The sequence below is a fragment of the Streptomyces sp. NPDC003393 genome (assembly GCF_053589015.1).
In genome coordinates, this window is the sequence record NZ_JBSFRB010000005.1 from 229,065 (window position 1) to 254,084 (window position 25,020).

The following is a 25,020-nucleotide window of genomic DNA, read 5'->3' on the forward strand; positions in this document are numbered from 1 at the left end:
GTGCCGCACCCCCGGTCGGCGGTTCGACCGGGGGTGCGGTGGGCTTTGTCTCGCTGTGGCGTGCGTCTCAGCGGCGGGCGTCCCGGCTCACGCGCGACTCCGGATCACGGGGTCGCGGTCACGCGGAATCCCGGGTCACGCGGTGAGCGCCTCGTCCGGCAGGGACAGGTCCAGGTCGACCGGGCGGTCGTCGCCCGCGTGGGTGGCCGCCGAGGCGTGCGGACCGTGGCCGGCGGCGCGGGCGGCCAGGACGTACGGGCCCTCGGCGGGGACCGCGAGCGCGTAGCTGCCGTCCTCGGCGGACAGGGTGGCGCCCGCCTGACGGCCGCGGCGGTCGATCAGGGTGACCTTGGCGCGGGCGACCGGGGCGCCGTCGGCGTCCAGGACCCGGCCGCGGAAGCCCCGCAGCACCTCCTCCGCGCGGGCCAGGTTGGCCTCCTCCTCGCTGCTGGCGCGCAGCTGCGAGGTGGTCCGGCGGCCGGGCCGGGGCAGGCACAGGGCCAGCAGCAGACCGACGGCGACGGCGGCGGTGGCGATCAGGAAGGAGACGCGGAAGCCGTGCATGGTCGGGACGACGACGCCGCCCACGTGGTCGGCGGTGTTCGCCAGCACCATGCCGACCACGGCGCTGGACACCGAGGTGCCGATGGACCGCATCAGCGTGTTGAGGCCGTTGGCCGCGCCCGTCTCGGAGGCCGGGACCGCGCCGACGATCAGCGCCGGCAGCGAGGAGTAGGCCAGGCCGATGCCGGCGCCCAGCATGACGGAGGTGATGACGGTCTGCCAGGCCGCGCTCATCAGGCCGATGCCGCCGCCGTAGCCGATCGCGATGATCAGCAGGCCGAGGATCAGGGTGGCCTTCGGGCCGTAGCGGGCGGACAGACGGGCGTAGACCGGCGCGGTGAACATCATCGTCAGGCCCAGGGGGGCCACGCACAGACCCGCGACCACCATGGACTGGCCGAGGCCGTAGCCGGTGGACGTGGGCAGCTGGAGCAGCTGCGGCAGGACGAGGGAGACGACGTAGAAGGCGACGCCGACCATGATCGAGGCGAGGTTGGTGAGCAGCACCTCGCGCCGGGCGGTGGTGCGCAGGTCGACCAGCGGGGCCGCGAGGCGCAGCTCCAGCACGCCCCACAGCAGCAGCACGACGACGGCCGCGGCGAACAGGCCGAGCGTGGTGGCCGACGACCAGCCCCAGTCGCTGCCCTTGGTGATGGGGAGCAGGAACAGCACCAGGCCCGCGGACAGACCGAGCGCGCCCAGCAGGTCGAAGGAGCCCTCGGCGCGCATCGGGGACTCGGGGACGGTGAGAAGGGTGAGGACGATCGAGAGGACGCCGAGGCCGGCGGCGCCGTAGAAGAGGGCGTGCCAGTTCGTGTGCTGGGCGACCAGGGCGGCGGCGGGCAGCGCCAGTCCGCCGCCGACGCCGATCGAGGAGCTCATCAGGGCCATGGCCGAGCCGAGCTTCTCGCGCGGCAGCATGTCGCGCATCACCCCGATGCCGAGGGGGATCGCGCCCATGGCGAAGCCCTGGAGGGTGCGGCCCACGATCATCGGGAGCAGCGCACTCGTGAACGCGCTGACCAGCGCGCCGACGACCATCACGGCGAGGCTGGTGATCAGCATCCGGCGCTTGCCGTACAGGTCGCCGAGGCGGCCCATGATCGGTGTGGCCACGGCGCCCGAGAGGAGGGTGGAGGTCAGGACCCAGGTGGCGTTGCTGGGCGAGGTGTTCAGCAGCTGCGGCAGGTCCTTGATGACCGGGACGAGCAGGGTCTGCATCACCGCCACAACGATGCCCGCGAAGGCGAGCACGGGGACGACGGCCCCGCTCGCGCTCCGGGTTGGCCGACTGGTCGTCGTGAGCGTCATCGTGGCAGGCCTCCGGGCCGTGAAGTTCCAGTGAGTGGTCGTCCGTGCGGATCAAGTGCCGGGTTAACCCCGTAGGCCGAGGCAACTATTCCGATGCTTTGGCGTACTAACGAATCCTTGACCGTTCCGTAAGAATCTGACTGGATTTCAGGAAATGGGGGGTGTGTGAGGCCCGTAACGACGGCGGAGAAGACGGAGGAGAGGACTGCGGTCGGGCTCCGGAGGGAGACCCGGACGCCAGAGGGCGGGCTCCGGACGGGACTAGGACTTCCGGACCAAGCGGGGCGGTGCGAAATCCCGATGCAAGGGGCGCGGACGGCTTGAGACCATGACACCCATGCTCGAAGCCCCCGACCTCACCCCGACCACCCGCCCGCGCACGGCGTCCCCGCCCACCTGGCTGGTGGTGGCCCTCGCCTGCGCCGGGCAGTTCCTGGTCGTGCTGGACGTGTCCGTCGTGAACGTCGCACTGCCCTCCATGCGGACCGACCTCGGACTGAGCGAGGCCGGGTTGCAGTGGGTGGTGAACGCCTACGCCATCGCCTTCGCCGGGTTCATGCTGCTGGGCGGCCGGGCCGGCGACCTGTACGGGCGCAAGAGCATGTTCCTGGTCGGGCTCGGCCTGTTCACGCTGGCCTCGCTGGGCGGCGGGCTGGCCGGGGAGGGCCGGCTGCTGCTGCTCGCGCGGGCCGTTCAGGGCCTGGGCGCCGCCGTGCTGGCGCCGTCCACACTGACGCTGCTGACGTCGGCGGTGCCCGAGGGGGCGGCACGGGCGCGGGCCATAGCCACGTGGACCGCGGTCGGCGCCGGCGGCGGAGCGGCGGGCGGCCTGGTCGGCGGGGTCCTGGTCCAGGGGCTGTCGTGGCGGTGGGTGCTGCTGATCAACGTGCCGGTCGGCGCGGTGGTGCTGGCCGCGTCCGCGCGCTGGCTGGTGGAGAGCAGGGCCGGGGGAGGGCGGCGGCTCGACCTGCCGGGCGCGCTGCTGGTGACGGCGGGGCTGGCGACGCTGGCGTACGGCATCTCGCAGACCGAGGCCGAGGGCTGGACGGCTGCGGCCACGCTGGTGCCGCTGTCGGCCGGGCTGGTGCTCGTCGCGCTGTTCCTCGCGGTCGAGGCCCGCACGGCCGCCCCGCTGATGCCGCTGGGGCTGCTGCGGCTGCGCTCGGTGGCGTCGGCGAACGCGGCGATGCTGGTCTCCGGGTCCGCGATGTTCTGCATGTGGTTCTTCATGACGCTGTACGCGCAGAACGTGCTCGGCTACTCGCCGCTGGACGCCGGACTCGCCCTCGTCCCCAGCTCGCTGGCCGTCGTGCTCGGCTCCAAGCTGGCGCCGCGCCTGATGCGGAGTGCGGGCCCGCGCAACGTCGCCGTGCTGGGGACGCTGGTCGCGGCGGCGGGGTTCGCCTGGCAGTCGACGATGCGGGCCGACGGGGCGTACCTGACGTCGATCATGGTCCCGGGCGTGCTGATGATGCTGGGCGCGGGTCTGGCGGGGACCCCGCTCGCCGCCCTGGCCACCTCCGGTGCGGCCCCCGGGGACGCCGGCGTGGTGTCCGGGCTGATCAACACCTCCCGCACGATGGGCGGTTCGCTGGGCCTCGCGGTCATGTCCACCCTCGCGGCCGCCCGCACGGGCGACCGCACCACCCCGGCGGCCCTCACGGAGGGCTACGCCCTGGTCTTCCGCACGGCGACGGCGGTGCTGCTCGTGGCGGCGCTGCTGATGCTGGCGTGGCTGCCACGGCCGGCCCGGCGAGCGGACGGGCCTCGCACAACGGGGTAGCGGCGGGAGGGCCGAGGCTCAGGTGGCGGCCGGCCGCGCTACAGCCAGCCCTGCCGGCGGGCCTCGCGCACGGCCTCCGTGCGGTTGCGGGTGCCGGTCTTGCCGATCGCGGAGGAGAGGTAGTTGCGGACGGTGGACTCCGACAGGTGGAGTCTGCCCGCGACGTCGGCGACCGTCGCCCCGTCCGCGGACGCCTTGAGGACGTCGCACTCCCGGGCGGTGAGCGGATTCGGGCCGGCGCTCAGGGCGGCCGCCGCGAGGGCCGGGTCGACCACCGTCTCGCCGGTGAGCACACGGCGGATCGCGGCGGCCAGTTCCTCCACCGGCCCGTCCTTGACCAGGAAGCCGGCGGCGCCCGCCTCCATGGCCCGGCGCAGATAGCCGGGCCGGCCGAAGGTCGTCAGGATGAGCACCCGGCAGTCCGGCGCCTGCTCGCGCAGCTCCGCGGCGGCGTCCAGGCCGCTCATGCCGGGCAGTTCGATGTCCAGCAGAGCCACGTCGGGCCGGTGGGTCAGGGCCGCGTCCACGATCGCGTCGCCCGCCGAGACCTGGGCGACGACCTCCATGTCCTCCTCCATGCCGAGCAGCAGGGCGAGCGCGCCCCGCATCATTCCCTGGTCCTCGGCGAGCAGCACGCGGACGGACTTGGCGGGCCGGTGGCCCCGGGGCATCTCGTTCACGGCTCAAGAGTAGGGAGGACGGCCACTCCGCCCGCGGTGCCACCGCAGTGGCCGAGTCCGTCCGAGGGTGCGTTCGTGGGCGACGAGTCCGAGGGTGCCTTCGTGGGCGACGAGTCCGCGGGCGCCTTGACGAGCGACAGGGCCGCCGCCGGGAGTTCCTCCGCATCCCTCGGGAGCTCGGCGGTGACCGTGAAGCCGCGCGCCGACGGGCCCGCCCACAAGGAGCCGCCCGCCGCCGCCAGACGCTCGGTCAGCCCCTTCAGACCGGTGCCGCCGACGCCCTCCACGGCCGGCTGGGCGGACGTGCCGGCGCCGTTGTCGGCCACCGTGAGCACGACACGCTCGTCCGTGCCCGCGACGGTGATCTCGCAGCGGCTCGCGCCACTGTGCCGTACGGCGTTGGTGACCGCCTCCCGCACCACCCAGCCCAGCAGCGCCTCCGTCTGCGGGGTCAGCGGCGGACCCGAGCGGCGTACGAGGGGCTCGATGCCGGCCGCCGTCAGCGCCGAGCGGGCCCGGTCCAGCTCCGTGCTGAGGCTGCCCTCGCGGTAGCCGGTGACCGCCTCGCGGATCTCGGTCAGCGCCTGACGGCCCACGGACTCGATGTCGGTGATCTGCGTCAGTGCCGCGTCCATGTCGCGGGACGCCAGACGGCGGGCCGCCTCCGACTTCACCACGATCACCGACAGGGTGTGGCCGAGCAGGTCGTGCAGGTCGCGCGAGAAGCGCAGCCGCTCCTCCTCCACCGCCCGCCGGGCCAGCTCCTCACGCGCCGCGCGCAGCTCCCGCACGGCCTCGCTCAGACCGAGGATCGCCGCCGTCACCATGGTGGACAGGAACGTGGCGTAGGCGATGTTGATCCCGTCCCAGCCGTCGTGCACGGCCGCGACCGCCCCGGCGAACGCCGACAGCAGCAGACCCGTCCTCCCCAGCGAGCGGCCGGCGCCGCGCAGGATCGCGCCCGTGGCCAGGCCGAGCAGCGGGAAGAACAGCAGCCAGTTGCCGCCGTAGCCGAGGGCGAGCCCGGTGGTCACCAGACCCATCAGCAGCAGCGCGACCCGCGTGGAGACCGCCTCGCGCCGCTCTCTGTCGAAGGCGCGGAAGACGATGTAGATGTACAGGGAGTTGAAAGTGAGGAGACCGATCCCGCCGATCCACGGATTCGGGGTCTCGCCCTGGAGGACGTTCGACAGTGAGCCCAGCCCCATCAGCAGCCAGGGCAGCAGCGCGAAGCCGGTGGGCGGCGGACCGGGAATGTCCTCCGCCTCCCCGGCCCGCTGCCGGGCCCTCCAGTCCGCCTTGAACCGCTCCTTGTTCTCCCGCCAGTGCCGCCGCGCCCGCCGCACCTCGCGGACATCGTCCCGCACCGACGCGATGTGGCAGGACACCCTGCGCGACCATCTCATGTCCCGTTCCCCCGATCCTTCTCCGGCTCGCCTCGGTCCTCCTCCGGACCGCCCCGGAGATTCCTCGCCCACGACGCTACGGTGCCGAGGGCGCCCCGGGCAGATGCGGTTGTACGGACTCGGGTAGGACAAATGTCACGGCCGACCACCGCGGGCGGAACACCACCGACCGCCCCGACGCCCCGCCAGGAGACTCATGCCCATCGACGCCGCCAAGGTGCTCTCCGCCGCCCCCCGGACCGACGAGATCTCCTGGACCGCCAAGGACGTCCAGCTCTACCACCTCGGCATCGGCGCGGGCGTCCCCGCCACCGACCCCGGCGAGCTGCGCTACGTCCTGGAGTCCCGGCTGCGCGTCCTGCCGAGCTTCGCCACCGTCGCCGGCGCGGGCCTGCCCGGCGTGATCCGCGCGCTGTCCGTGCCCGGGGTCGACGTCGACCTCGCCCGCGTCCTGCACGGCGGCCAGAGCCTCGTGCTCCACCGGCCGGTCCCCGCGCAGGGCACCGCGACCGCCACCGCCCGCATCACCGCGGTGTACGACAAGGGCACGGCCGCCCTCCTCGTCCTGCGCACCGAGGCCGCCGACGCCGAGGGCCCACTGTGGACGGACGAGGCCCGGATCTTCGTACGGGGAGAGGGCGGCTGGGGCGGCGACCGCGGGCCCTCCGCCCGGGACCGGGGCCAAACGCCCACCGGTGAGCCGGACGGTACCCTCCAGCCCGACCGCACCGTCGAGCCCGACCTCACCGTCGAACGGCGGACCCGTGCGGACCAGGCTCTGCTCTACCGGCTCAGCGGCGACGACAACCCGCTGCACGCCGACCCCGCGTTCGCCCGGGCGGCCGGGTTCGACCGGCCCGTCCTGCACGGACTGTGCACCTACGGCATGACGCTCAAGGCGGTCGTCGACACCCTGCTCGACGGCGACGTCACCCGCGTACGCTCCTACGCCACGCGTTTCGCCGGGGTGGTGTACCCGGGGGAGACCCTGCGCATCCGCATGCGGCGGCAGGCGAGCGGCAGGATCGGGGTGGCGGTGACCGCCGTCGAGCGGGGCGGGCCGCCGGTGCTGGCCGACACGGTCGTCGAGCTTTCCCGAACCGATACGGCGCGCTCCTGAACGGGCGACTCGCGAGCGGACGCGGACGCGGAGCGGCCCCGCCCTTCGCGGAGGTCCGCGGGAGGGGCGGGGCCGCTCGTCGCACTCCGCGCGTTGCGCGCCTCGTGCGCCGTGTGTGCCGTCAGGCCGCCGCTTCGGTCTGCTCCTGCGCCGGCTTGCGGTGCCGGCCGCTGGGGGCCGTCTCGCCGTCGTGGGAGGAGACCTGACCGCGGTGCTTCCCGTGTCCCTCGGACCGGGGAGCCTCCACGGAGGGCGGCTGGGTGCTGCTGGCGTCACTCATCGGAACAATTCACCCCGTCAACATCATCTTTCGTACAGCCGGGCGAGTCTAACCGGCACACCTCGGGCGAAATCCAGGCGGCCACGCCAACCGGCACGACTTCGTTACCTGGCCGCCGTACGGCCTGTCGCTCGCCGACCGTACGGCCTGTCAGCCAGCGGCCATCCGGCCGGTGAGCGCGGCCTGTTGCAGCGGCACGGGGCGGGCCGCCGCGGACGCCGGAGGTTCCGCTTCCGGCTCCTGGACGTGGGGCGTTCGCGACACCTCGTCCGCCGAGGAGGGCAGGGGGAGCGAGAAGGGGAGCGGGACCCTCGGAGGAGCCGCGGGCGGGGTGTCGTGCGGTGTGGGCGGGGTGTTGTGCGGTGTGCGCGGGGTGTCGTGCGGGGTGGGCAGGGTGTTGTGCGGGGTGGGCAGGGTGTTGTGCGGGGTGGGCAGGGTGTTGTGCGGGGTGGGCGGGATGTTGTGCGGTGTGCGGGCGTCCTGCGGACTCGGCGCAGGCTGTGGTGCCGCCCCCTCGGGGGACGCCGGACCGGCGACCCGGGGCCCGGGCAAACGGACCGCCGCGGGTGCCGCCGGCTCCCGAGCCGCGGCCGGCTCCCGGACCACCGCCGGGTCCTCGGCCGCCGTCGGCTCTTGCACTGCCGTCTGCGCGCGTGCCGCTGCTGGTTCCTGAGCCGCCGTCCGCCCGCCTGCCGCCTCCGGCTCCTGCGTCGCCGTCGGCTCCTCCTGCGTCGCCGTCGGCTCCTCCTGCGTCGCCGTCGGCTCCTCCTGCGGCGCCGCCTGCCCGCTTGCCGCCGCCGGGGCCGTCCACCGCGCCACTCCGCACGGCACCGCCGCCGTCGCGTACGGAAGCCGCAGCACGGCGTCCTCCGTCCACAGCCCGGCGCCCGCCAACCACCCGTCGGGCGCGGGCAGGTGACGTACCGTGCGCTCGGTGGGCCGCCACACTCCGATCCAGTTGCCGAACGGACCCTGACAGTGCAGCGCCACCGCGCAGTGCTCCGGTGTCAGCACCTGCCCCGGCTGGATCGCGAACGGCGTCATCGCGCAGTCCGGCGACAGCAGCAGGCACTCCGGGAACCGCACCGGCAGGGTGCTGCCGAGCACCCCCCAGCCGAGTCGTTGCCGCCCGGGCGAGGGCGCGTCCGAGCCGATCAGCAGCAGTCCGCTGTCGGGGTCGGCGAGCAGCAGCCGGTCGTCGCTGCCGGGAGTGATCTGGAGCAGTGGCGACACCGTGCCGCCGTCGCCCAGATCCACCACGACCGTCTTGGTGCGGCCGCCGGTCCGCCGGTCCAGCGCCAGCATCCGTCCCGTGCGGTCCAGCCACACACCGCCCGAGCAGTGGCCCGGTACCTCGGCCAGCAACTCGGGCCCGAAGGCGCCGCCCGCCACCAGCCACACCGCCGAGGACCGCGATCCCGCGGCGAGCGCGTACGCCCGTTCGCCGCCCGGCGCCGGGGGCAGCAGCCGCAGTTCGGTGCCCTCCGGGGACTCGACCGCGCCCAGCAGCAGTTCACCCGTGCCCGGGCCGGTCGGGTAGAGCAGTGAGAAGGTGTGCCGGCCGTCCACCAGCCGCCGGATGAGGACCCGGCCGTCGCTCATGGGCTGCACTTCCGTGCCGGGCTCCTCGGGCTGGTTGCCGGGCAGCGGCACCGCGTACGGCTCGGGCCCGTCCAGGGTCCAGCGCTCCGGGTACCAGGAGTCCCCGCTGCGGGTGAGCCGGGCGGCGTAGGCGCCGTCCACCGTGATGGCGCAGCCCGCTCGCGCCGCACCGCCGTCCTCGTCGGCCGCCGGCGGCGGTGGGGGGCCCTCCTGTTCGTGTGCCGCCGAAAACCCCGGAGAGGTACAGACTGTCATCCTTCGGTCACCTCCTGTGAGGACGCTAGTTTTCGTACGCACAGACGGGGGACCGGCGAGCGGGGGCTTCACCCGGACGGGTGGCCCAGGAACGATTCGCCTGAGAAAAGCGGAACGTTTGTGCTGGGCCTGTGCGACCCCTGGCCGGTGCGGCGACATCGGTTCGGCCGCGGCGAACACCCAGGTAGCCTTGCACTCGTGCCCCGTCTGTCTGAAGTCATCGCCGCGCTGGAGAGCCTGTGGCCCGCCGAGCGGGCCGAGTCCTGGGACGCGGTCGGCACCGTCGTGGGCGACCCCGGCCGGGAGGTCGGCCGGGTCCTGTTCGCCGTCGACCCGGTCCAGGAGATCGTCGACGAGGCGGTGAAGCTGGGCGCCGACCTGCTCGTCACCCACCACCCGCTCTATCTGCGCGGTACGACGACCGTGGCGGCCTCCACCTTCAAGGGCCGCGTGGTGCACACGCTGATCCGCAACGACATCGCCCTGCACGTGGCCCACACCAACGCCGACACCGCCGACCCGGGCGTGAGCGACGCGCTGGCCGGAGCGCTGGACCTCAGGGTCGTACGGCCGCTCGTGCCGGACACCACCGACCCGGAGGGCCGCCGGGGCCTGGGCCGGATCTGCGAACTGGACCACCCGCTGACCGTCCGCGAGCTCGCCGCGCTCGCCGCCCGGTGCCTGCCCGGCACCGCGCAGGGCATCCGGGTGGCCGGCGACCCCGAGGCCGTCGTCCGCACGGTCGCCGTCAGCGGCGGCTCCGGCGACAGCCTCTTCGACGCCGTACGGGCCGCGGGCGTCGACGCGTTCCTCACCGCGGACCTGCGCCACCACCCGGCCTCCGAGTTCGTCGCGGACCGCGTCGCGCACAGCCCCGTCGCCCTGCTCGACGCGGCGCACTGGGCCACCGAGTGGCCCTGGTGCGAGCTGGCCGCGGCCCAGCTCGACGAGATCTCCGACCGGCACGGATGGGACCTGCGCGTCCACGTCTCCAAGACGGTCACCGACCCCTGGACCGCCCACGCGGCGTCCACCGCCACCACCGACGAACCCCTGGGAGCCCCCAACTGAACGCCGCGCCCGCCGACCAGATCCGACTCCTCGACGTCCAGGCCCTCGACGTCCGCCTCCAGCAGCTCGCGCACAAGCGGAAGTCCCTGCCCGAGCACGCCGAGATCGAGTCGCTGACGAAGGACCTCACACAGCTGCGCGACCTGCTGGTGGCCGCGCAGACCGAGGAGAGCGACTGCGCCCGCGAGCAGACCAAGGCCGAACAGGACGTGGACCAGGTGCGCACCCGCGCCGCCCGCGACCAGCAGCGCCTGGACTCCGGTGCCGTCACCTCGCCCAAGGACCTGTCCAACCTCCAGCACGAGATCGCCTCGCTCGCCAAGCGCCAGGGCGACCTGGAGGACGTCGTCCTGGAGGTCATGGAGCGCCGCGAGTCCGCGCAGGAGCGGGTCGCCGAACTGACCGAGCGGGTCGCCTCCGTCCAGGCGAAGGCCGACGACGCCACCGCCCGCCGGGACGCGGCCTACGAGGAGCTCGACGGCGAGGCGGCCTCCGTCACCAAGGAACGCGAGGTCGTCGCCGGCTCCGTCCCCGCCGACCTGCTCAAGCTGTACGACAAGCTGCGCGAGCAGCAGGGCGGCATCGGCGCGGCCAAGCTGTACCAGCGCACCTGCCAGGGCTGCCGCCAGGAGCTCGCCATCACCGAGCTGAACGAGATCCGCGCCGCCGCCCCCGACACGGTCGTACGGTGCGAGAACTGCCGCCGCATCCTGGTGCGCACCACCGAGTCCGGTCTGTAAGGGGCGGTCGCGGTGCGGGAGTCCGGTGTGCGGGAGTTCGTCGTCGAGGCCGACGGCGGGTCGCGGGGCAACCCGGGGCCCGCGGGCTACGGGGCGGTCGTGCGGGACGCGGCGACCGGCCAGGCCCTGTCGGAGGTCGCCGAGTACCTCGGTGTCGTCACCAACAACGTGGCCGAGTACCGGGGCCTGCTCGCCGGTCTGCGCGCCGCGCGGGCGCTGGACCCGGCGGCGACCGTGCACGTCCGCATGGACTCCAAGCTCGTCGTCGAGCAGATGACGGGCCGCTGGAAGATCAAGCACCCGGACCTGAAGCCGCTGGCCGCCGAGGCCGCCCGCGTCTTCCCGCCCGAGCGGGTGACGTACGAGTGGATCCCGCGCGAGCGGAACAAGCACGCCGACCGGCTCGCCAACGAGGCGATGGACGCGGGTGCGCGAGGCGAGCAGTGGTCGGCGTCGGCGTCCACGGCGGAGCTGGAGGCGCCTGCCGCCGGCTCCATCGACGGGGAGGACCGGGAGGGCCCCGCCGCCGGCTCCACGGCCGGCCCCGACACCCCGGCCGCCGCCCGAGAGGACGCCGACACCGGAGCCGCCGCCCGAAAGGACGCCGACACCGGAGCCGCCGCCCGCGACGACGCCGACACCGGGGCCGCTCGCAAGGATGCCGACACTCGGGTCGCGCGCCCGGCGGCCCGCACTCGGGCCGCGCGCGCCGCGGCCGACGTACGGGCCGCGCGCAACGTCGCCACCCCCGGCTGGGCGCCCGCCGACCTCGGCGCACCCGCCACCCTCGTCCTGCTGCGCCACGGCGAGACGCCGCTGACCCCGCAGAAGCGGTTCTCCGGCAGCGGCGGCACCGACCCCTCGCTCTCCGCCGTCGGCCGGGAGCAGGCCGAGAAGGCCGCCGTGGCGCTCGCCCGGCGCGGCACGATCCAGGCCGTCGTCTCCTCCCCGCTGGCCCGGGCCCGCGAGACCGCCGCCGTCGTGGCCGCCGGCCTCGGTCTGGACGTGACGGTCGACGACGGCCTGCGCGAGACCGACTTCGGCGCCTGGGAAGGGCTCACCTTCGCCGAGGTGCGCGAACGCCACCCGGACGACCTCGACGCCTGGCTGGCCTCCGCGGACGCCGCACCCACCGGCGGCGGCGAGAGCTTCGCGGCGACCGCCACCAGGATCGCCGCCACCCGCGACAAGCTGGTCGCGGCCCACGCCGGCCGCACCGTCCTGCTCGTCACGCACGTCACGCCGATCAAGACCTTCGTCCGCCTGGCACTCGGCGCCCCACCTCAGTCCCTGTTCCGCATGGAGCTGTCGGCGGCCTCGCTGTCGGCGGTGGCGTACTACGCGGACGGCAACGCCAGCGTGCGGCTCCTCAACGACACGTCCCACCTGCGCTGAGCGCGGCGGCCGCCCGCGCCAGGCCCTCGATGCGGGCCCAGTCCCGGGCGGCCACCGCGTCCGCCGGAACCATCCAACTGCCGCCGACACACCCCACGTTGGGCAGCGCCAGATAGTCGGGCGCGGTGTCCGGGTCGATCCCGCCCGTCGGGCAGAACCGGGCCTGCGGAAGCGGCCCGGCCAGCGACTTCAGATACCCCGGGCCGCCGGCCGCCTGCGCCGGGAAGAACTTCATCTCCCGCACCCCGCGCTCCAGCAGCGCCACGACCTCCGAGACGGTCGACACCCCCGGCAGGTACGGCACCCCGGAACCCGCCATCGCCTCCAGCAGCGCCTCCGTCCACCCCGGGCTGACCAGGAACCGCGCCCCGTCGGCCACGCACTCCGCCACCTGCCCCGGCGTGATCACGGTGCCGGCGCCGACGATCGCGCCCGGCACCTCCCCGGCGATCGCCCGGATCGCCGCCCGCGCGGCCGGCGTCCGCAGCGTCACCTCGATCGCGGGCAGCCCGCCGGCCACCAGTGCCCGCGCGAGCGGTACGGCGTCGGAGGCGTCGTGAAGGACGACGACGGGCACGATGGGGGCGAGATCCAGCACGGAGGCGGGCAGAGCGGCGGAGGAAGCGGAGGGCATGCCCCTCATCCTGCCGATGCGATGCAGTACGCGCAAAGCTCATTGCACATGCTGCAACGTGCGGAACTGTGCCGCTGCGGCCCCGTCAGTGCACCTCGGTGACGATCACATCCAGCGCCCAGGCCTTCCCCGCCTTCGCGGGCGGCTCCGCCTCCACCACGAACCCGAGGTCACGCAGCGCCTCCACCAGCTCGGCGGGGTCCTTCGGCGCGGCCCCCTCGGCCAGCAGGCGGCGGACGATCCGTCCCTTGGTCGCCTTGTTGAAGTGGCTGACCACGGACCGCTTCTCGACGCCGTCCACGACCTGGGAGTGCAGCACGCGCACGCTCGCCGTCCGCGTGGCGACCTCGCCCTTCGGCTTCCAGGCGGCGGCGTAGGCGGCGGACCGCAGATCCAGGACGAGCCCGTCCCCGGCGGCCTCCGGCAGCACCGAGGCCATCGGCGTGCGCCAGTACGCGCCCAGCGCACCGAGCCCCGGCAGCTTCACGCCCATCGAACACCGGTAGGGAGGGATCCGGTCGGTCACCCGCACCGCGCCCCACAACCCGGAGAACACCAGCAGGGAGCGCGCGGCGCGCCGCTTGGCGGCGGTGTCGAGGGAGGCCAGCCCCAGGGCGTCGTACAGCACCCCGGTGTAGATCTCCCCGGCCGGCCGGGTGCCCGCCGTACGCAGCACGGCGTTCTTGGCGATCTCGCCGCGCAGTCCCTCGCTCAGCCCGAGCACCTCGCGCGCCTTGAGATTCTGGTCGGGATCCCCGGAGCAGAGCTCGACGAGTTCGTCCAGGACGGCCTCCCGGGCGGCGCTCAGCCCCGGCAGCGACAGCGACTCCGTCTTCAGTGGGGCGCCGCGTCCGGCGGAGGCCTTGCCTTCGGACGGGGGCAGCAGCACAAGCACGCGGTCTCTCCTTCAGCTGTTCACAGCGCTCCGCGCCAGCGTACTGAGGGTGCGCACCAGCCGTTCGGCCTCCTCCGCGTGGAAGCGGATCACCCGCACGGCCCGGCGCCTGCCGAGAAGGGGGACATGGGTGACCGGGGCGGAGAGTTCGAGGGTGAGCGAGGTCCGGGAGCCGACGGGGAGATCCAGTTCGCCGCCGGTGGGCCGGCGCGTGATCCGCCCCTCGCGACGCACGGACACGATCGCATCCAGCGGAACGAGCAGATCCACGTGGGCGGCCGACCGTAGGAGCAGGGTGTCCGCGGTCAGCAGGTGCGGCCGGAGCACGCACGCCGCGTGCAGACCGACGATCAGGACGACCGTGCCCACGCCGAGGAACGGCACCACCGCGTGCGCGGCCGGCGAGTTCCGCAGCAGTACGGACATCGTCACCGTCTCGATCCCGCACACCAACGCCAGCCCCGCCGTGACCGGCCCTCGCGCACGCGCGTACCCGAAGGCCTGTGCCCGCCCGCGGCCGACGACGGCGCGTTCCGTGATCCCCATGCGAGCAGTACAGACGTTGACGCAGCGGGAGGGTCAAGGCGGCGCTTCGCCACTGACGGGCGCGGTGCCGCTGTGCCACGATCGAAGGAACGGTTCCCGATCTCATGGACAGGTGATCTTGGGATGTCCGAGTCTGGCGAGCGACCGAAGGAGGGGCGCGACATGAGTGCCGTAGCGCATGAGCCCATCACGCCGGCCGAGGGACTGCTGGACATCTTCCTGTCCCTCGACACCCCGGAGGGCTTCCGGGCCGAACTGATCGAGGGGGAGATCGTCGTGACGCCGCCGCCGGACGGGGACCACGAGGACTGCATCAGCCAGATCGTGAAGCAGGTGATCAGGCGGTCCCGGACCGACATGGACTTCTCCGGGAACAAGGGCCTGAAGCTGAAGAGCGGCGGTGACTGCCCGAAGGACCACGTGATCCCGGACGGCACCTTCGCCCCCGCGGCCCTGCGCCTCTACCGTGGTGCCGACTCCTGGATGCCCTGCGACGGCGTCGCCATGGTCCTGGAGGTGACCTCCGCCAAGCCCAGGGCCGACCGCGAGACCAAACGCCGCTGCTACGCCCGCGGCGGCATCCCGCTGTACCTGCTCGTCGACCGGGAGGCCTCCTCGGTCACCCTGTTCAGCCAGCCGGAGAACGAGGACTACCGCGGGGTGTGCACCCTCCCCTTCGGCAAGGCTTTGCCCCTCCCCGAGCCGTTCGCCTTCGACCTGGAGACGACCGACTTCCTCTGACCCGTGCCGGGAGCGACGTGCCGGCCGCGCCCGGTACCATGGTCGACACGGCAGACGAGCCGGGCGGACGGCCGCGTGGAGTTCCCGCGAGGGGGCTTCCCGAGGAACGTCCGGGCTCCACAGGGCAGGGTGGTGGCTAACGGCCACCCGGGGTGACCCGCGGGACAGTGCCACAGAAAACAGACCGCCCGGCGCTTCGGCGCCGGGTAAGGGTGAAACGGTGGTGTAAGAGACCACCAGTGCCCAGGGTGACCTGGGCAGCTAGGTAAACCCCACCCGGAGCAAGGTCAAGAGGGAACCCCTTGGGGTTCCTGCGCGGACGTTCGAGGGCTGCCCGCCCGAGTCCGCGGGTAGACCGCACGAGGCCGGCGGCAACGCCGGTCCTAGATGGATGGCCGTCGCCGGAGGGCCCGCGAGGACCCTCCGGAACAGAACCCGGCGTACAGCCCGACTCGTCTGCCGCTACCTGCGGCTTTGCCTGTGAAAGGGCCTCTGATCTGTGTCGGAGGCCCTTTCCGGTCTTTCGTGGGCTTGCCGAGGCAGGTGGCGAGACATCCAGACGGGCCTCCATGCGTCAAGTGCGAGCCTTTCGTGACGTCCCCGTGCGCTGACCGCCATCGGTGTCAGAGGGCACTGACACACTGCGGCTCATGACTTCACGCGATCACCTTCGTTCCGCGGCCCCTCGTTCCCTGCGCGATCCGGAAGCTCTGCGCTCCCGGCTGGAGGCGGTACGGACCGAGCCCGTCGTGCGTCCTCTGAACGACTGGGTGGAGAAACTGCGAGTGCGCCTCGGCGAGGGCGAGTCCGTACCGTGGTTCGACCCCGCGTCCGGCGGCGTCGAGGCACGCAGTCTGTTCCTGTTGGAGGCACCTGGTCAGAAGTCCATGGGAGCGGAAGTTCGACTGCGCCGCACCGGCAGCGGCATCATCTCCATCGACAACGACGACCCGACCGCGCAGAACTGCTGGACGCTGCGGCACGAGGCCGGACTTCCCTACGACTTGTCCGTGCACTGGAACGTCGTGCCGTGGTACCTGGGCACCGCGGACCGTATCGCCGCCCCGGGGCGCACGGAGATACAGCGTGCGGTGCCGTTCCTGCACGAGGTGGTGTCAATGCTTCCCGCCCTGGAGGTCGTCGTTCCGATGGGCCGCAAGGCGCAGGCCGGCTGGACGGCCTACCAGGAGCAGTACGCGCCGAAGGTTCACACACTGCCCACCTGGCATCCCAGTCCCCGTGTCTTCGCCTCCCGCCCAACTGCTCGTGAGGACATACTGGCCACGCTGCGGCGAGCGGCGAAGCTGCTGGGCGCCGTCCGCTGAGACTCCAAGCGTGATGTCGCTGGTCGCTCGTGCTTGAACTGCGGTGATCGGTGGCCACAGGGCGACATGACGCCGTTGGCGAACATGCCGTCCAGAGCATGACCGTCTCCAAGGGCGGAACAGAACCCGCCGCACAGTCCGACTCGTCGGCCGCCCCCTCGGGCTTCGAAGCCGCAGCGCGGGTTTCGTATCGTGGCCCGATGGGCGATGACACCTGGGCCGCCGGACTGGCCGACCGTTTTGCCGATGCGTACGGCTCGGTCAAGGGATATGTGCGGACGTACGTGATGCACCAGCAGTTGCTGGAGCAGTTGCCGCCGCCCCCGGCGTCCGTGCTCGATGTCGGCGGTGGTGCGGGGCATCAGTCGTTCCCGCTGGCCGAGGCGGGTTACGACGTGACGCTGCTCGATCCGTCGCCGGCGATGCTGGACAAGGCGCGGGCGCGGCTCCAGCAGCTGCCCGACGAGGCGCGGCGACGCGTGACGCTCGTGGAGGGCGACGGTGAGCACGCCGACCAGGTCGTGAACGGCCGGCGCTTCGACGCCGTGCTGTGCCACGGCGTGCTCGGGTACGTGGCGGAGCCGGAGCCGCTGATCGAGCAGCTGTGCCGGTGCGCCGCGCCCGGCGGCCTCGTCTCGATCATGACGGGCAACGCCGAGACGACGGCGGTGCGCCCGGCCCTGGAACGGCGTTGGGACGACGCGCTGGCGGCGTTCGACACCCGGACCGGTGTCGGGGTGCTGGGCGTGGAAGCCCGGGCCGACAGGGTCGAGGAACTCGGTGAGCTGCTGCGTGGTCGCGGCGTGGAGCCGGTGCGCTGGTACGGGGTGTGGCTGTTCGCCGACTGGCTGGAGTTCGGCGGGGCCGAGCTGGACCCCGCCGACACGAAGCAGCTGGCGGCGATGGCCGCGGTCGAACTCGAGGCCGGTCGACGCGACCCCTACCGCCGGCTCAGCCGCGTCTTCCACCTCGTGGGGCGCAAGAGGGCCGCCTTGTAGCGCCGGGAGCGCCGTTTCGTGAGGCCGGGAGTGCTCTCTCGTACCGCCGCGGGGGCCGCCTCGTAGCGACAGAGATGCCACCCCGTGGCACGAGGGGCACCCCCGATGTCGCCGGTCAGCTGTTGAGGAGGACGGGGAAGGACTCCAGGTCGTTCTGGGTGAGGACGGGGAGGTTGCGGATCTCCTCGACGGGGACGGCCAGGGCCAGGCCGGGGAAACGGTCGAACAGGGCGGGGAGGGCGATACGGGCCTCCAGACGGGCGAGCGCCGCGCCCGGGCAGATGTGCGGGCCGTGCCCGAAGCTCATGTGCCGGATAGGTTCCGGCCGGGTGATGTCGAAGAGGTCGGCGTCCGGGCCGTGCTGCTCGGTGTCCCACCCGACCGCACGGTAGGAGATGACCACCCCGTCGCCCTTGGCGATCAGCGTGCCGCCGATCTCGATGTCCTCGGTGGCGAACCGCATCAGCAGGTGCGTGGTCGGGGTGTCCCAGCGCAGGGTCTCCTCGATCACCGTCTCCCACGGGATCTCCCCGTCGAGGACCTTGCGCAGCTGGTCGGGGTGGGTGAGCAGGGCGCGTACCGCGTTGAGGATGAGTCCGATGGTGGTCTCGTGGCCGGCCGCCACCATGGCCTTGAGGTTGCCCACCACCTCGTCCTCGGTGAGCGGCTCCCCGCCCTCGTCGGCCAGGATGAGCGCGCTGGTGAGGTCGTCGGTGGGCCGGGCGGTCTTCTCCCGCACCATGGCCCGGAAGAGGACGTCCATCTCCTCGATCACCGCCAGCCTCTCCTCCTGCGGGGTCAGCATGGAGAAGAACGCCTTGTATATGCGGTGCAGCTTCGGGTGCTCGGCCGGGTCGACACCCATCAGCACGCTCACCACGCTCAGCGGCAGCGGCAGGGCGAACCGGGTCTTCAGGTCCACCGGCCCGTCGGCGCCCGCTTCGGCCACGTCGTCCAGGAGCCGACCGGTGATCTCCTCGATGAGCGGCTGGAGTTCGGCGACCCGGCGGGGGGTGACCGCCTGCGCGGTCTTGGCCCGCAGCCGCCGGTGCTCGGCGCCGTCCACGGTGAACATGGAACGGCCCGTGTCGATCATCCCGATGAGCGGCCACTCCCGGGTGACCTCGCCGGTCTGCCACAGCCGCCAGGCGTTGATGTCCTTGACGAGGCGGGAGTCGGTGAGCAGCTGCCGGGCCTCGGCGTGGCGGGTGACGGTCCAGGCCTGGGCGCCGAGCAGGTCGATGCGGGTGAGGGGCCCGGCGTCACGCAGTTGCCGGGTCTCGCCCGCCAGGTCCCGCACCAGCGGGTCGATCACGAGTGTGTCCCCGGCGAAGGGGCATCTGCCGGCCGCCGGGTCCTCGGTGTGCTCGGCGGCGGTGTGCGGGCTGTTCAACGGTGGCCTCCAGTCGTGGGCACGGGGGTGAACCGTACGGGCAGTGCCGACATCCCGCGCAGGAAGGCGGAGGGCCGGCGGGCCAGGGTCTGCGCGGGTACCGACAGGTCCAGGTCGGGCAGCCGGTCCAGCAGCACCTCGATCCCGGTACGGGCGATGACCTCGGCGATCTCCTGGGCGGGGAAGGGGCAGCGGTACTCGCCGTAGCTGAACGCGAAGTGCGCGCTGTTGCCCGTATGCGGACCGTCGGTCGCCCGCGGCCCGTGCTGCCGGACCGCAGGGTCGGCATTGGCGCCGGCGAGGCCCAGCAACAGCATGTCCCCGGTGCGGATGGCACGGCCGCCCAGCTGGGTGTCGCGGGCCGCCCAGCGTCCGGAGAGGATCTGGGTGGGGGTGTCCTCCCACAGGACCTCGTTCATGGCCTGCGCCACGCTGTGGCGGCCGCCGCCGAGGGAGGCGGCGAACCGGTCGTCGGTGAGCATGAGCCGTATCGAGTTGCCGAGCCAGTCGGCGGTGGGAAGGTGTCCGGCGGCCGTGATGGCCATCAGGTCGAGCACGTACTCCTGATCGGTGAAGGGCTCCGAATGGGCGAGCATCCGGGAGGTCACGTCGGCGCCCGGCTGCGCCCGCTTGGTCTCCACCAGCCGCTGTATCAGCTCCCCGAACCGTGTGTAGGCCTGCTGCGCGTTCGCGCCGCCGTCGGCCAGCGAGTTGAGCACCCGGGCCATCTCCGGGCCGTCCTCGAAGGGGAATCCAACGATCCGGGCGAGCGCCAGCACCGGCAGCTGCACGGCGTACTCGGAGACCAGCTCGGCCGAGCCCCGGCCGCAGAAGCCGTCGATCAGCTCGTCGGCCAACCGCTCGGTGACGCCGCGCAGTTCGAAGAGGTCGACGCCCTCCAGGGCGGGAACTGCCATCTCGCAGTGGCGGCGGTGCTCCGCGCCGACGGTGTAGTAGATGGACGGCTGGCGCCGGCCGACCATCGGCAGCAGCGGCCAGTCCGCGGGGATGTTCTCCCACTGGTTCCACAGGCCCACGTCCCGGGGGAAGAGCACGGGGTCGCTGGTCACCTGGTGGAGTTCGCGGTAGCCGATGACCAGCCAGGCGGGGAACCCGCCGAGCTCCACGGGGACGACCGGGCCGTGCTCGCGGCGGATCTCCCGGTAGAGCCCCAGCGGGTCGGTGTGGAAGCGGGGTCCGCTGAGCGGCACGGCGTCGGTGCCTGTGTGGGCCGGGCAGCCGACGGGGGGCGCGGGGTGCGGCCGTCCGGCGGACGACGCGTCGGCGGACGGGACGTCGGTGGACGGAGCGTCGGGGGAGGGCGCGTCGGGGGAGGGCGAGGTCGTCACGATGCGGTCTCCCGGGCGGAGGCGAGGGCCTGAAGGTGCTCCACGAGCGTGATCAGCACGTTCTTGCTGGATGCGCGGGAGCGGGCGTCGCAGTCGACCAGGGGCACCCGCGGGTCCAGGTCGAGGGCGTCACGGAGCGCCTCCGGGGAGTGCCGCGGGCCGCCGAAGTCGTTGTGGGCCACGATGAACGGCGTCCCGTGGTGCTCCAGCCGGTCGATGGCGTACCAGGAGTCGGCCAGCCGCCGGGCGTCGACCAGGACCACCGCGCCGAGGGTGCCGGTGAACAGCCGGTCCCACAGGAACCAGAAGCGCTCCTGCCCGGGGGCGCCGAACAGGTAGAGCACGGTCCGCCGGTCGAGGGAGATGCGCCCGAAGTCGAAGGCGACGGTCGTCGCGGTCTTGCCCGCCACGCCGCCGAGGTCGTCGACTCCCCGGCCGGCCTGGGTCATCGTCTCCTCGGTGCTCAGCGGTCGGATGTCGCTGACCGAACGCACCAGGGTGGTCTTTCCGACGCCGAAACCGCCCACGACGACGATCTTCAGTCCGTTGTCGGCGGTGCGGCTCAGCGGGGCGCGGGCCACCGGGTCAGAGATTGCGTAGTCCAACGAGCACCTGCTCCAGGATGATCGGGTCGAGTAGTTGCGCCCGGGCGGGGGCGGTACGCGGATGCCGGGCGGTGATCACACCCATGTCCAGCAGGTCGGCCAGGAGGATCCGCACGATGCTGACGGGCAGCCGCAGGTCGGCCGCGATCTCGACGACCGCGGTGGGCAGACGGCACATGCGCAGGATCGCGGCGTGCTCCGACTGCATGCCCGGGCGCGGCTCGGACTCGCTGACCACCAGGGTCACCAGGTCGAACTCGTGCCCGTCCGCTCGGCTGCGGCCTCCGGTCAGGGTGTACAGCCGGTCGGGGTCGTCGTCCCGGCCCGGCCGGCTCATGCCGTGCCGTCCCCGGCGGGATCCCGCGGCGGAGCGCTGAGGTACTCCCCGAGCTGCTCGACCAGTTCGTGCATGTTGTGGCCGATCAGACCGGGCTCGGCGTCCTCGTCCGCGACGACCGCCACATGGGCGCCTTCGCCGGCCTCCACGATGAACAGGATGCCGCCGTAGAACTCGGTCATGGACTGGCGCACCCCGCCGGTCCCGTCCCCGAACTCCACGGAGGCGCCGTGCGAGAGGCTCTGGATGCCGGCGGAGATCGCCGCGAGTTGGTCGGCCCGGTCCTCGGAGAGTTCGCGGGTGTGACAGAGCTTCAGCCCGTCCCGGGACAGCACCAGGGCGTGCCTGGTTCCCGGCGTGCGCTCCAACAGGCCCTCCATCAGCCAGGTGAGTTCGGTCACCGCTGCGGCGGGTGCGGTCATCGGTCGTCCTCCGAGTGGGAAGCGGTAGCAGTGGAAGAGGGATCGCCGTCGGCCGGGCCCCGCGAGGCGGTGTCCACCGCGGGACCCTGACCGGTGACGGCTCGGCGGAACGCGCCGAGGCGGTCGGCGGAGGCGGCCGGCGCCGGGCGCGTCGTGACGCCTCCGGCGGGCCGCTGTTCCGCTCCGGGGACCCCTTCCGGGTGGGCGGCGGCGAGGGTGCGGCCGCGGCGCCGCTTCGGCAGGGCGCCGGCGCCGTGGGGCGTGGCGCCCGTGAGGTCCGCGGCAGCGGGCTCCACGCCGGTGGGGTCTACGGCTGTGGGGTCCGCGGCCGTACGGTCGGCCGCGGTCGGGGTCGCGCCCCCGGGAACCGTGGCCGTGGTGTGCTCCGGGGCGGTGCCCGTGGTGGACGGGAGCGCCACCGGCGGTGCGGAGGTCTTCGGCGCCGGCAGGGACGGGACCGGGGCGGCCTCGGGTTCCGGTGCCGGGTCGGGCTGGGGTCGGGTGACCAGTTCCTGCGGCAGCAGGACGACGACTCCGGTACCGCCGCTCGCCGAGGGCCGGAAGGAGACCGTCAGGCCGTGCTTGCGGGCGAGGCGCCCCACCACGGCGAGCCCGAGGCGGGTGCCGGACAGTTCGGCCAGTTCCTGCGAGGCCCCGGCGACGGCGTGTTCGGCCCGGCGAAGTGCGACGTCGCTCATCACCAGCCCGCTGTCCTCCACGGTGATCACCACGCCGGCGGGCACCTCCGAGACGTAGACGTGCACCTCGGTGGTGGGCGGCGAGAAGTTGCAGGCGTTGTCCAGGATCTCGGCCAGCGCGTGCATGACGCCCTCGGCGGCGTAGCCGGCGACCGCGACATCGGTGTTCGAGTGCAGCCGCACCCGCTGGTAGCCGGCGATCCGGCCCATGGCGCCGCGCAGCACCGACTCCATGACGATGGGCTTGGCCCAGCGGCGTCCGGAGCGGGCGCCGGTGAGCACCGCGATGCTGTCGGCCAGCCGGCCGGCCTGGGCGGTGCGGTGGTCCAGGTGCAGCAGGTCGCCCAGGACGTCGGGGTCGATGTGCCGGTGCTCCATCTCCCGTAGGTCCGCCAGCATGCCGGTGGCCAGCGCCTGCATCCGTCCGGCGACGTTGGCGCAGGCCGCGAGGGCCGCGGCCCGGCGGTTCTCGCTGCGGCCGAACTCCTCCGCCAGCCGGCGCAGCGCCCGTTGGTGGGCCGGGTCGGCCGGCTGGGGAACGGCGGCGAGTGCCGTCTCCCACGCGGAGCCGCCGCGCAACCGCTCCAGCAGCGCCGGCACGGTGTCGTCGGCGAACGCCCGTGCCGAGGCACCCGCCTCGGTGGACGTGGCCTCGGCCCGCCGCCACGCACGGCCGGCCAGCTCGCGCTGGTGGACCGCGGTGGCCACGGCGGCGCAGAGCGCCACCGCGGCGGCACCCGCTCCGATCGCCAGGGGAGTGCGGAACGACGCGGGGGCGGAGGCCACCGCCCACACCACGACGGCCGCGGCCACGACCGCGGTGGCGAGCAGCGCTCGCAGGGTGGTGCGCGGCGAGGGACGCCCCGCGCGGGGGCCGGCCGCGTCTGTGTGCACTCTCATCGACTGGGTCCTCGGGGCGTGTCGGTTGCCGGTCGGTCGATGAACGACACAGTTGAGGTCGTGTTCTCGACAATTCGTGCTCATCATATGAGGAGTTGACGATGACTCGGGAGTGCAGCCTGAGACGCTTGCGTCACTGTGTGACCGAAAATGATCGTTGTGGTGACCGGCTTCTGTCGTTCCGGGGCGGGGCACGGACCCGGAAGCGCGCGCGGAATCCGTGTGATCATCCATCGTCAGAGCCGCACCCTGCCGCGCCACGGAGGAACACCATGCAGCGCACCGTCCCGACGACCGCCGGTCCCCTTCCCGTGCCCTCTCCCGACCATCGGTGGACCGTCCTGTTCTTCATCACCGAGCCCGGCATCGGCGAGCGACTGCCCGAACTCGGCGGCTGCACCACGGGACTGTGTTCGGCGCGCGACGCGGCGGCGGTGTTCGCCCGCGCCGACGCCCGGGTGCTCGGCGTCAGCGCCCACGCCCCCGGCCGTCTGGCCGAGTTCGCCGAGGACCGCTCCCTCGGCTATCCGCTCGTCGGTGACGAGGACCTGTCCCTGGGCCGCGCGTTGGGCGTCCCCGAGGTGCGGGCCGAGGGCCGGACCTTGTTCGCGCGTGCCGCCGTCGTCCTGGACCGCACGGGCCGGGTGCGGTCCCTGATCCACCCGGTGCCGGAGCCGGAGCGGCACGCCGAGCTGGTGCTGGAGCAGTTGGCCCTTCTCGCGGATCCGGGTGGCACGCCCACGAACTGACGGAGCGCCACAGTGCCCGGGCTCGCGGTCACCGCCACCCGCGTGACCGCGCACGTCTCTTCGGCGGCCGACCGCCGCTTCCTTCGGCCGCGGCGGCCCGACCGGTGCGAAAGAGGCGGGCCGGATGGACACGCTGGGAGTGGACGCCTGCGGCGAGCGCGCTCGGCGGTTCAGTCGGAGGTGGGTTCGGCCTGCGCCCCGGAAGCCCCGGCCGCTCCGAGTGAACGCTCCCTCACCCGAACCAGGTGGCGGTCGAAGACCTCCCGTGCGTCGGGGGTCAGGGTGCGCAGGGCCACCAGCGCCGTGACGATCACGTCGCACAGCTCGTACTGGACGTCCTCCCAGGTGTGGGTGGTGCCCTTGCGCGGGTTCTGGCCCATCACGCCGATCACTGCCTGGGCGGCCTCGCCTACCTCCTCGGACAGCTTGAGCATCCTCAGCAGCAGGCCTTCCCGGCCGCCGTACGGTCCGTGTGTGTCGAGCCAGGTCCACAGGGCGTCGACGGAGGTCCAGAGGTCCGCGGGGGTAGCCGTCGGGTGCTGATCGCTCATGGACACGCAGCCTGCCACGGCCGCGTCGCTCTCTGAACCCGCCCTCGCGGCAGACGGGTCGGTCACTCCTCGAACAGCGCCTCCTGTTGCCCTTCCTTCTGGCGGCGCAGATGCCTGAGGCGGGCCCCGATGACCAGAGAGGTGGCCGCGGCCGTCACCGCGAACGACACCGGGACCATCCAGCCGCGGTTGACGGCGTGGCCGAGAGCGTGGTCCACGGAGAGGCGGCCGGGGCCGCTGATCGCGAGGCCGGCGGCCGTCAGGCCCAGCGAGGCCGCGTACTCGTAGCCGCCGCCCTGGGCGAAGAAGCCGTTCGGCGCGTGCACCGCCGCCGCCCCCGCCATCGCTCCGGCCGCGGCGGAGCCCGCCGCCGGGGTCGCCAGGCCCAGGGCCAGCAGCAGACCGCCGCCCGACTCCGCCAGTCCCGCCGCCGTCGCGCTCGCCTTCCCCGGTCGGTAGCCGACGGACTCCATGAACTGCCCGGTCCCTTCCAGGCCGGCCCCGCCGAACCAGCCGAGCAGCTTCTGCGCGCCGTGCGCGGCCAGCACGCCTCCCGTTCCCAGCCGGAGCAGCAGCAGGCCCACATCACGTCGGTCGTAACAGGTCACGGTGACTCCAGACGGCTCCAGGGGCAGGACTCGGGATTCCCTCGGGGTTCCCACCCTCGCAC

25 protein-coding genes and 1 other RNA gene are annotated in these 25,020 nt (G+C 73.3%); 10 read left to right on the forward strand and 16 right to left on the reverse strand.

Annotation, left to right across the window (positions count from 1 at the left end):
• Positions 1 to 135: 135 nt before the first annotated feature.
• Complete coding sequence (locus ACWDUZ_RS07750) at positions 136 to 1,875, reverse strand: MFS transporter (RefSeq protein WP_451630894.1); 1,740 nt, start codon at positions 1,873 to 1,875, stop codon at positions 136 to 138.
• Between the two features lie 328 nt (positions 1,876 to 2,203).
• On the opposite strand from ACWDUZ_RS07750, the gene ACWDUZ_RS07755 reads away from it, so the two are divergent.
• Complete coding sequence (locus ACWDUZ_RS07755; RefSeq protein WP_451630895.1) at positions 2,204 to 3,658, forward strand: DHA2 family efflux MFS transporter permease subunit; 1,455 nt, start codon at positions 2,204 to 2,206, stop codon at positions 3,656 to 3,658.
• Between the two features lie 38 nt (positions 3,659 to 3,696).
• Here the strand turns inward: ACWDUZ_RS07755 and ACWDUZ_RS07760 are convergent, their stop codons facing one another.
• Positions 3,697 to 4,329 (reverse strand): response regulator, encoded by a 633-nt coding sequence (locus ACWDUZ_RS07760; RefSeq protein WP_451630952.1) that lies wholly within the window; start codon positions 4,327 to 4,329, stop codon positions 3,697 to 3,699.
• Positions 4,330 to 4,334: 5 nt separating this feature from the next.
• Positions 4,335 to 5,744, reverse strand: coding sequence for a sensor histidine kinase (locus ACWDUZ_RS07765; protein WP_451630896.1), 1,410 nt, complete (start codon positions 5,742 to 5,744; stop codon positions 4,335 to 4,337).
• Between the two features lie 196 nt (positions 5,745 to 5,940).
• Here ACWDUZ_RS07765 and ACWDUZ_RS07770 point away from each other — a divergent pair, with 196 nt between their 5' ends.
• Positions 5,941 to 6,864: a MaoC/PaaZ C-terminal domain-containing protein gene (locus ACWDUZ_RS07770; protein ID WP_451630897.1), complete on the forward strand. Its 924-nt coding sequence runs from the start codon at positions 5,941 to 5,943 to the stop codon at positions 6,862 to 6,864.
• A gap of 121 nt (positions 6,865 to 6,985) precedes the next feature.
• Here the strand turns inward: ACWDUZ_RS07770 and ACWDUZ_RS07775 are convergent, their stop codons facing one another.
• Both ACWDUZ_RS07775 and ACWDUZ_RS07780 read right to left on the reverse strand, forming a co-directional pair.
• A complete protein-coding gene (locus ACWDUZ_RS07775) occupies positions 6,986 to 7,144 on the reverse strand; it encodes a hypothetical protein (protein ID WP_451630898.1) in 159 nt (52 codons plus the stop codon).
• Between the two features lie 150 nt (positions 7,145 to 7,294).
• The gene (locus ACWDUZ_RS07780) at positions 7,295 to 9,001 is read right to left on the reverse strand and encodes a hypothetical protein (protein WP_451630899.1); all 1,707 of its coding nucleotides are present in this window, start codon (positions 8,999 to 9,001) and stop codon (positions 7,295 to 7,297) included.
• A gap of 198 nt (positions 9,002 to 9,199) precedes the next feature.
• Between ACWDUZ_RS07780 and ACWDUZ_RS07785 the strand changes: the two genes are divergently transcribed.
• Genes ACWDUZ_RS07785 through ACWDUZ_RS07795 form a run of 3 tightly spaced genes read left to right on the forward strand, consistent with a single transcriptional unit; the run spans position 9,200 to position 12,207 of the window.
• Positions 9,200 to 10,072: a Nif3-like dinuclear metal center hexameric protein gene (locus ACWDUZ_RS07785; RefSeq protein WP_451630900.1), complete on the forward strand. Its 873-nt coding sequence runs from the start codon at positions 9,200 to 9,202 to the stop codon at positions 10,070 to 10,072.
• A complete protein-coding gene (locus tag ACWDUZ_RS07790) occupies positions 10,069 to 10,812 on the forward strand; it encodes a zinc ribbon domain-containing protein (protein ID WP_451630953.1) in 744 nt (247 codons plus the stop codon). The genes ACWDUZ_RS07785 and ACWDUZ_RS07790 overlap by 4 nt, the downstream gene beginning before the upstream one ends.
• A gap of 27 nt (positions 10,813 to 10,839) precedes the next feature.
• On the forward strand, positions 10,840 to 12,207 hold the full coding sequence (locus tag ACWDUZ_RS07795; protein WP_451630954.1) for a bifunctional RNase H/acid phosphatase: 1,368 nt from the start codon (positions 10,840 to 10,842) through the stop codon (positions 12,205 to 12,207).
• Here the strand turns inward: ACWDUZ_RS07795 and eda are convergent.
• The 3 genes from eda to ACWDUZ_RS07810 form a co-directional block, all read right to left on the reverse strand.
• Entirely contained in the window at positions 12,182 to 12,841 is a 660-nt protein-coding gene (gene eda, locus ACWDUZ_RS07800) for a bifunctional 4-hydroxy-2-oxoglutarate aldolase/2-dehydro-3-deoxy-phosphogluconate aldolase (RefSeq protein ID WP_451630901.1), read from the reverse strand. The genes ACWDUZ_RS07795 and eda overlap by 26 nt on opposite strands.
• Positions 12,842 to 12,926: 85 nt before the next feature.
• Positions 12,927 to 13,736 carry a peroxide stress protein YaaA gene (gene yaaA, locus ACWDUZ_RS07805; protein WP_451630902.1) on the reverse strand — a complete coding sequence of 270 codons (810 nt, stop codon included), beginning with the start codon at positions 13,734 to 13,736 and terminating at the stop codon, positions 12,927 to 12,929.
• Between the two features lie 12 nt (positions 13,737 to 13,748).
• Positions 13,749 to 14,282, reverse strand: a complete 534-nt coding sequence (locus ACWDUZ_RS07810; protein WP_451630903.1) for a hypothetical protein — start codon at positions 14,280 to 14,282, stop codon at positions 13,749 to 13,751.
• A 162-nt stretch (positions 14,283 to 14,444) separates the two neighbouring features.
• Between ACWDUZ_RS07810 and ACWDUZ_RS07815 the strand changes: the two genes are divergently transcribed.
• The 4 genes from ACWDUZ_RS07815 to ACWDUZ_RS07830 all read left to right on the forward strand — a co-directional run bounded on the left by ACWDUZ_RS07815 (position 14,445) and on the right by ACWDUZ_RS07830 (position 17,346).
• Positions 14,445 to 15,023, forward strand: coding sequence for a Uma2 family endonuclease (locus ACWDUZ_RS07815; RefSeq protein WP_451630904.1), 579 nt, complete (start codon positions 14,445 to 14,447; stop codon positions 15,021 to 15,023).
• 55 nt (positions 15,024 to 15,078) lie between these two features.
• An RNA gene (gene rnpB, locus ACWDUZ_RS07820) (RNase P RNA component class A) lies at positions 15,079 to 15,482 on the forward strand.
• Positions 15,483 to 15,673: 191 nt separating this feature from the next.
• Positions 15,674 to 16,348, forward strand: a complete 675-nt coding sequence (locus ACWDUZ_RS07825; RefSeq protein ID WP_451630905.1) for a uracil-DNA glycosylase — start codon at positions 15,674 to 15,676, stop codon at positions 16,346 to 16,348.
• Positions 16,349 to 16,548: 200 nt separating this feature from the next.
• A complete protein-coding gene (locus tag ACWDUZ_RS07830) occupies positions 16,549 to 17,346 on the forward strand; it encodes a class I SAM-dependent methyltransferase (protein WP_451630906.1) in 798 nt (265 codons plus the stop codon).
• Positions 17,347 to 17,461: 115 nt separating this feature from the next.
• Here the strand turns inward: ACWDUZ_RS07830 and ACWDUZ_RS07835 are convergent, their stop codons facing one another.
• From ACWDUZ_RS07835 to ACWDUZ_RS07860, 6 genes are all read right to left on the reverse strand, one after another.
• Positions 17,462 to 18,739 (reverse strand): cytochrome P450 family protein, encoded by a 1,278-nt coding sequence (locus ACWDUZ_RS07835; RefSeq protein ID WP_451630907.1) that lies wholly within the window; start codon positions 18,737 to 18,739, stop codon positions 17,462 to 17,464.
• On the reverse strand, positions 18,736 to 19,950 hold the full coding sequence (locus tag ACWDUZ_RS07840; RefSeq protein ID WP_451630955.1) for a cytochrome P450: 1,215 nt from the start codon (positions 19,948 to 19,950) through the stop codon (positions 18,736 to 18,738). The genes ACWDUZ_RS07835 and ACWDUZ_RS07840 overlap by 4 nt, the downstream gene beginning before the upstream one ends.
• A 134-nt stretch (positions 19,951 to 20,084) precedes the next feature.
• Positions 20,085 to 20,693 (reverse strand): GTP-binding protein, encoded by a 609-nt coding sequence (locus ACWDUZ_RS07845; RefSeq protein WP_451630908.1) that lies wholly within the window; start codon positions 20,691 to 20,693, stop codon positions 20,085 to 20,087.
• Entirely contained in the window at positions 20,674 to 21,030 is a 357-nt protein-coding gene (locus ACWDUZ_RS07850) for a DUF742 domain-containing protein (RefSeq protein ID WP_451630909.1), read from the reverse strand. Before ACWDUZ_RS07850 ends, ACWDUZ_RS07845 begins: the two co-directional genes overlap by 20 nt.
• The gene (locus ACWDUZ_RS07855) at positions 21,027 to 21,452 is read right to left on the reverse strand and encodes a roadblock/LC7 domain-containing protein (RefSeq protein WP_451630910.1); all 426 of its coding nucleotides are present in this window, start codon (positions 21,450 to 21,452) and stop codon (positions 21,027 to 21,029) included. The genes ACWDUZ_RS07850 and ACWDUZ_RS07855 overlap by 4 nt, the downstream gene beginning before the upstream one ends.
• Positions 21,449 to 23,050, reverse strand: a complete 1,602-nt coding sequence (locus ACWDUZ_RS07860; RefSeq protein ID WP_451630911.1) for an ATP-binding protein — start codon at positions 23,048 to 23,050, stop codon at positions 21,449 to 21,451. The genes ACWDUZ_RS07855 and ACWDUZ_RS07860 overlap by 4 nt, the downstream gene beginning before the upstream one ends.
• A gap of 272 nt (positions 23,051 to 23,322) precedes the next feature.
• Between ACWDUZ_RS07860 and ACWDUZ_RS07865 the strand changes: the two genes are divergently transcribed.
• Positions 23,323 to 23,799 carry a redoxin domain-containing protein gene (locus tag ACWDUZ_RS07865; protein WP_451630912.1) on the forward strand — a complete coding sequence of 159 codons (477 nt, stop codon included), beginning with the start codon at positions 23,323 to 23,325 and terminating at the stop codon, positions 23,797 to 23,799.
• Between the two features lie 170 nt (positions 23,800 to 23,969).
• Here the strand turns inward: ACWDUZ_RS07865 and ACWDUZ_RS07870 are convergent, their stop codons facing one another.
• Both ACWDUZ_RS07870 and ACWDUZ_RS07875 read right to left on the reverse strand, forming a co-directional pair.
• Entirely contained in the window at positions 23,970 to 24,350 is a 381-nt protein-coding gene (locus ACWDUZ_RS07870; protein ID WP_451630913.1) for a MazG-like family protein, read from the reverse strand.
• A gap of 62 nt (positions 24,351 to 24,412) precedes the next feature.
• On the reverse strand, positions 24,413 to 24,958 hold the full coding sequence (locus ACWDUZ_RS07875) for a DoxX family membrane protein (RefSeq protein WP_451630914.1): 546 nt from the start codon (positions 24,956 to 24,958) through the stop codon (positions 24,413 to 24,415).
• Between the last annotated feature and the right edge of the window lie 62 nt (positions 24,959 to 25,020).

Coding starts and splice junctions, on each gene's coding strand:
- ACWDUZ_RS07750 (WP_451630894.1), bottom strand. CDS start 1,875: ATGACGCTCACGACGACCAGTCGGCCAACCCGGAGCGCGAGCGGGGCC.
- ACWDUZ_RS07755 (WP_451630895.1), top strand. CDS start 2,204: ATGACACCCATGCTCGAAGCCCCCGACCTCACCCCGACCACCCGCCCG.
- ACWDUZ_RS07760 (WP_451630952.1), bottom strand. CDS start 4,329: ATGCCCCGGGGCCACCGGCCCGCCAAGTCCGTCCGCGTGCTGCTCGCC.
- ACWDUZ_RS07765 (WP_451630896.1), bottom strand. CDS start 5,744: ATGAGATGGTCGCGCAGGGTGTCCTGCCACATCGCGTCGGTGCGGGAC.
- ACWDUZ_RS07770 (WP_451630897.1), top strand. CDS start 5,941: ATGCCCATCGACGCCGCCAAGGTGCTCTCCGCCGCCCCCCGGACCGAC.
- ACWDUZ_RS07775 (WP_451630898.1), bottom strand. CDS start 7,144: ATGAGTGACGCCAGCAGCACCCAGCCGCCCTCCGTGGAGGCTCCCCGG.
- ACWDUZ_RS07780 (WP_451630899.1), bottom strand. CDS start 9,001: ATGACAGTCTGTACCTCTCCGGGGTTTTCGGCGGCACACGAACAGGAG.
- eda (WP_451630901.1), bottom strand. CDS start 12,841: ATGCCCTCCGCTTCCTCCGCCGCTCTGCCCGCCTCCGTGCTGGATCTC.
- ACWDUZ_RS07810 (WP_451630903.1), bottom strand. CDS start 14,282: ATGGGGATCACGGAACGCGCCGTCGTCGGCCGCGGGCGGGCACAGGCC.
- ACWDUZ_RS07815 (WP_451630904.1), top strand. CDS start 14,445: ATGAGTGCCGTAGCGCATGAGCCCATCACGCCGGCCGAGGGACTGCTG.
- ACWDUZ_RS07825 (WP_451630905.1), top strand. CDS start 15,674: ATGACTTCACGCGATCACCTTCGTTCCGCGGCCCCTCGTTCCCTGCGC.
- ACWDUZ_RS07830 (WP_451630906.1), top strand. CDS start 16,549: ATGGGCGATGACACCTGGGCCGCCGGACTGGCCGACCGTTTTGCCGAT.
- ACWDUZ_RS07850 (WP_451630909.1), bottom strand. CDS start 21,030: ATGAGCCGGCCGGGCCGGGACGACGACCCCGACCGGCTGTACACCCTG.
- ACWDUZ_RS07855 (WP_451630910.1), bottom strand. CDS start 21,452: ATGACCGCACCCGCCGCAGCGGTGACCGAACTCACCTGGCTGATGGAG.
- ACWDUZ_RS07860 (WP_451630911.1), bottom strand. CDS start 23,050: ATGAGAGTGCACACAGACGCGGCCGGCCCCCGCGCGGGGCGTCCCTCG.
- ACWDUZ_RS07865 (WP_451630912.1), top strand. CDS start 23,323: ATGCAGCGCACCGTCCCGACGACCGCCGGTCCCCTTCCCGTGCCCTCT.
- ACWDUZ_RS07870 (WP_451630913.1), bottom strand. CDS start 24,350: ATGAGCGATCAGCACCCGACGGCTACCCCCGCGGACCTCTGGACCTCC.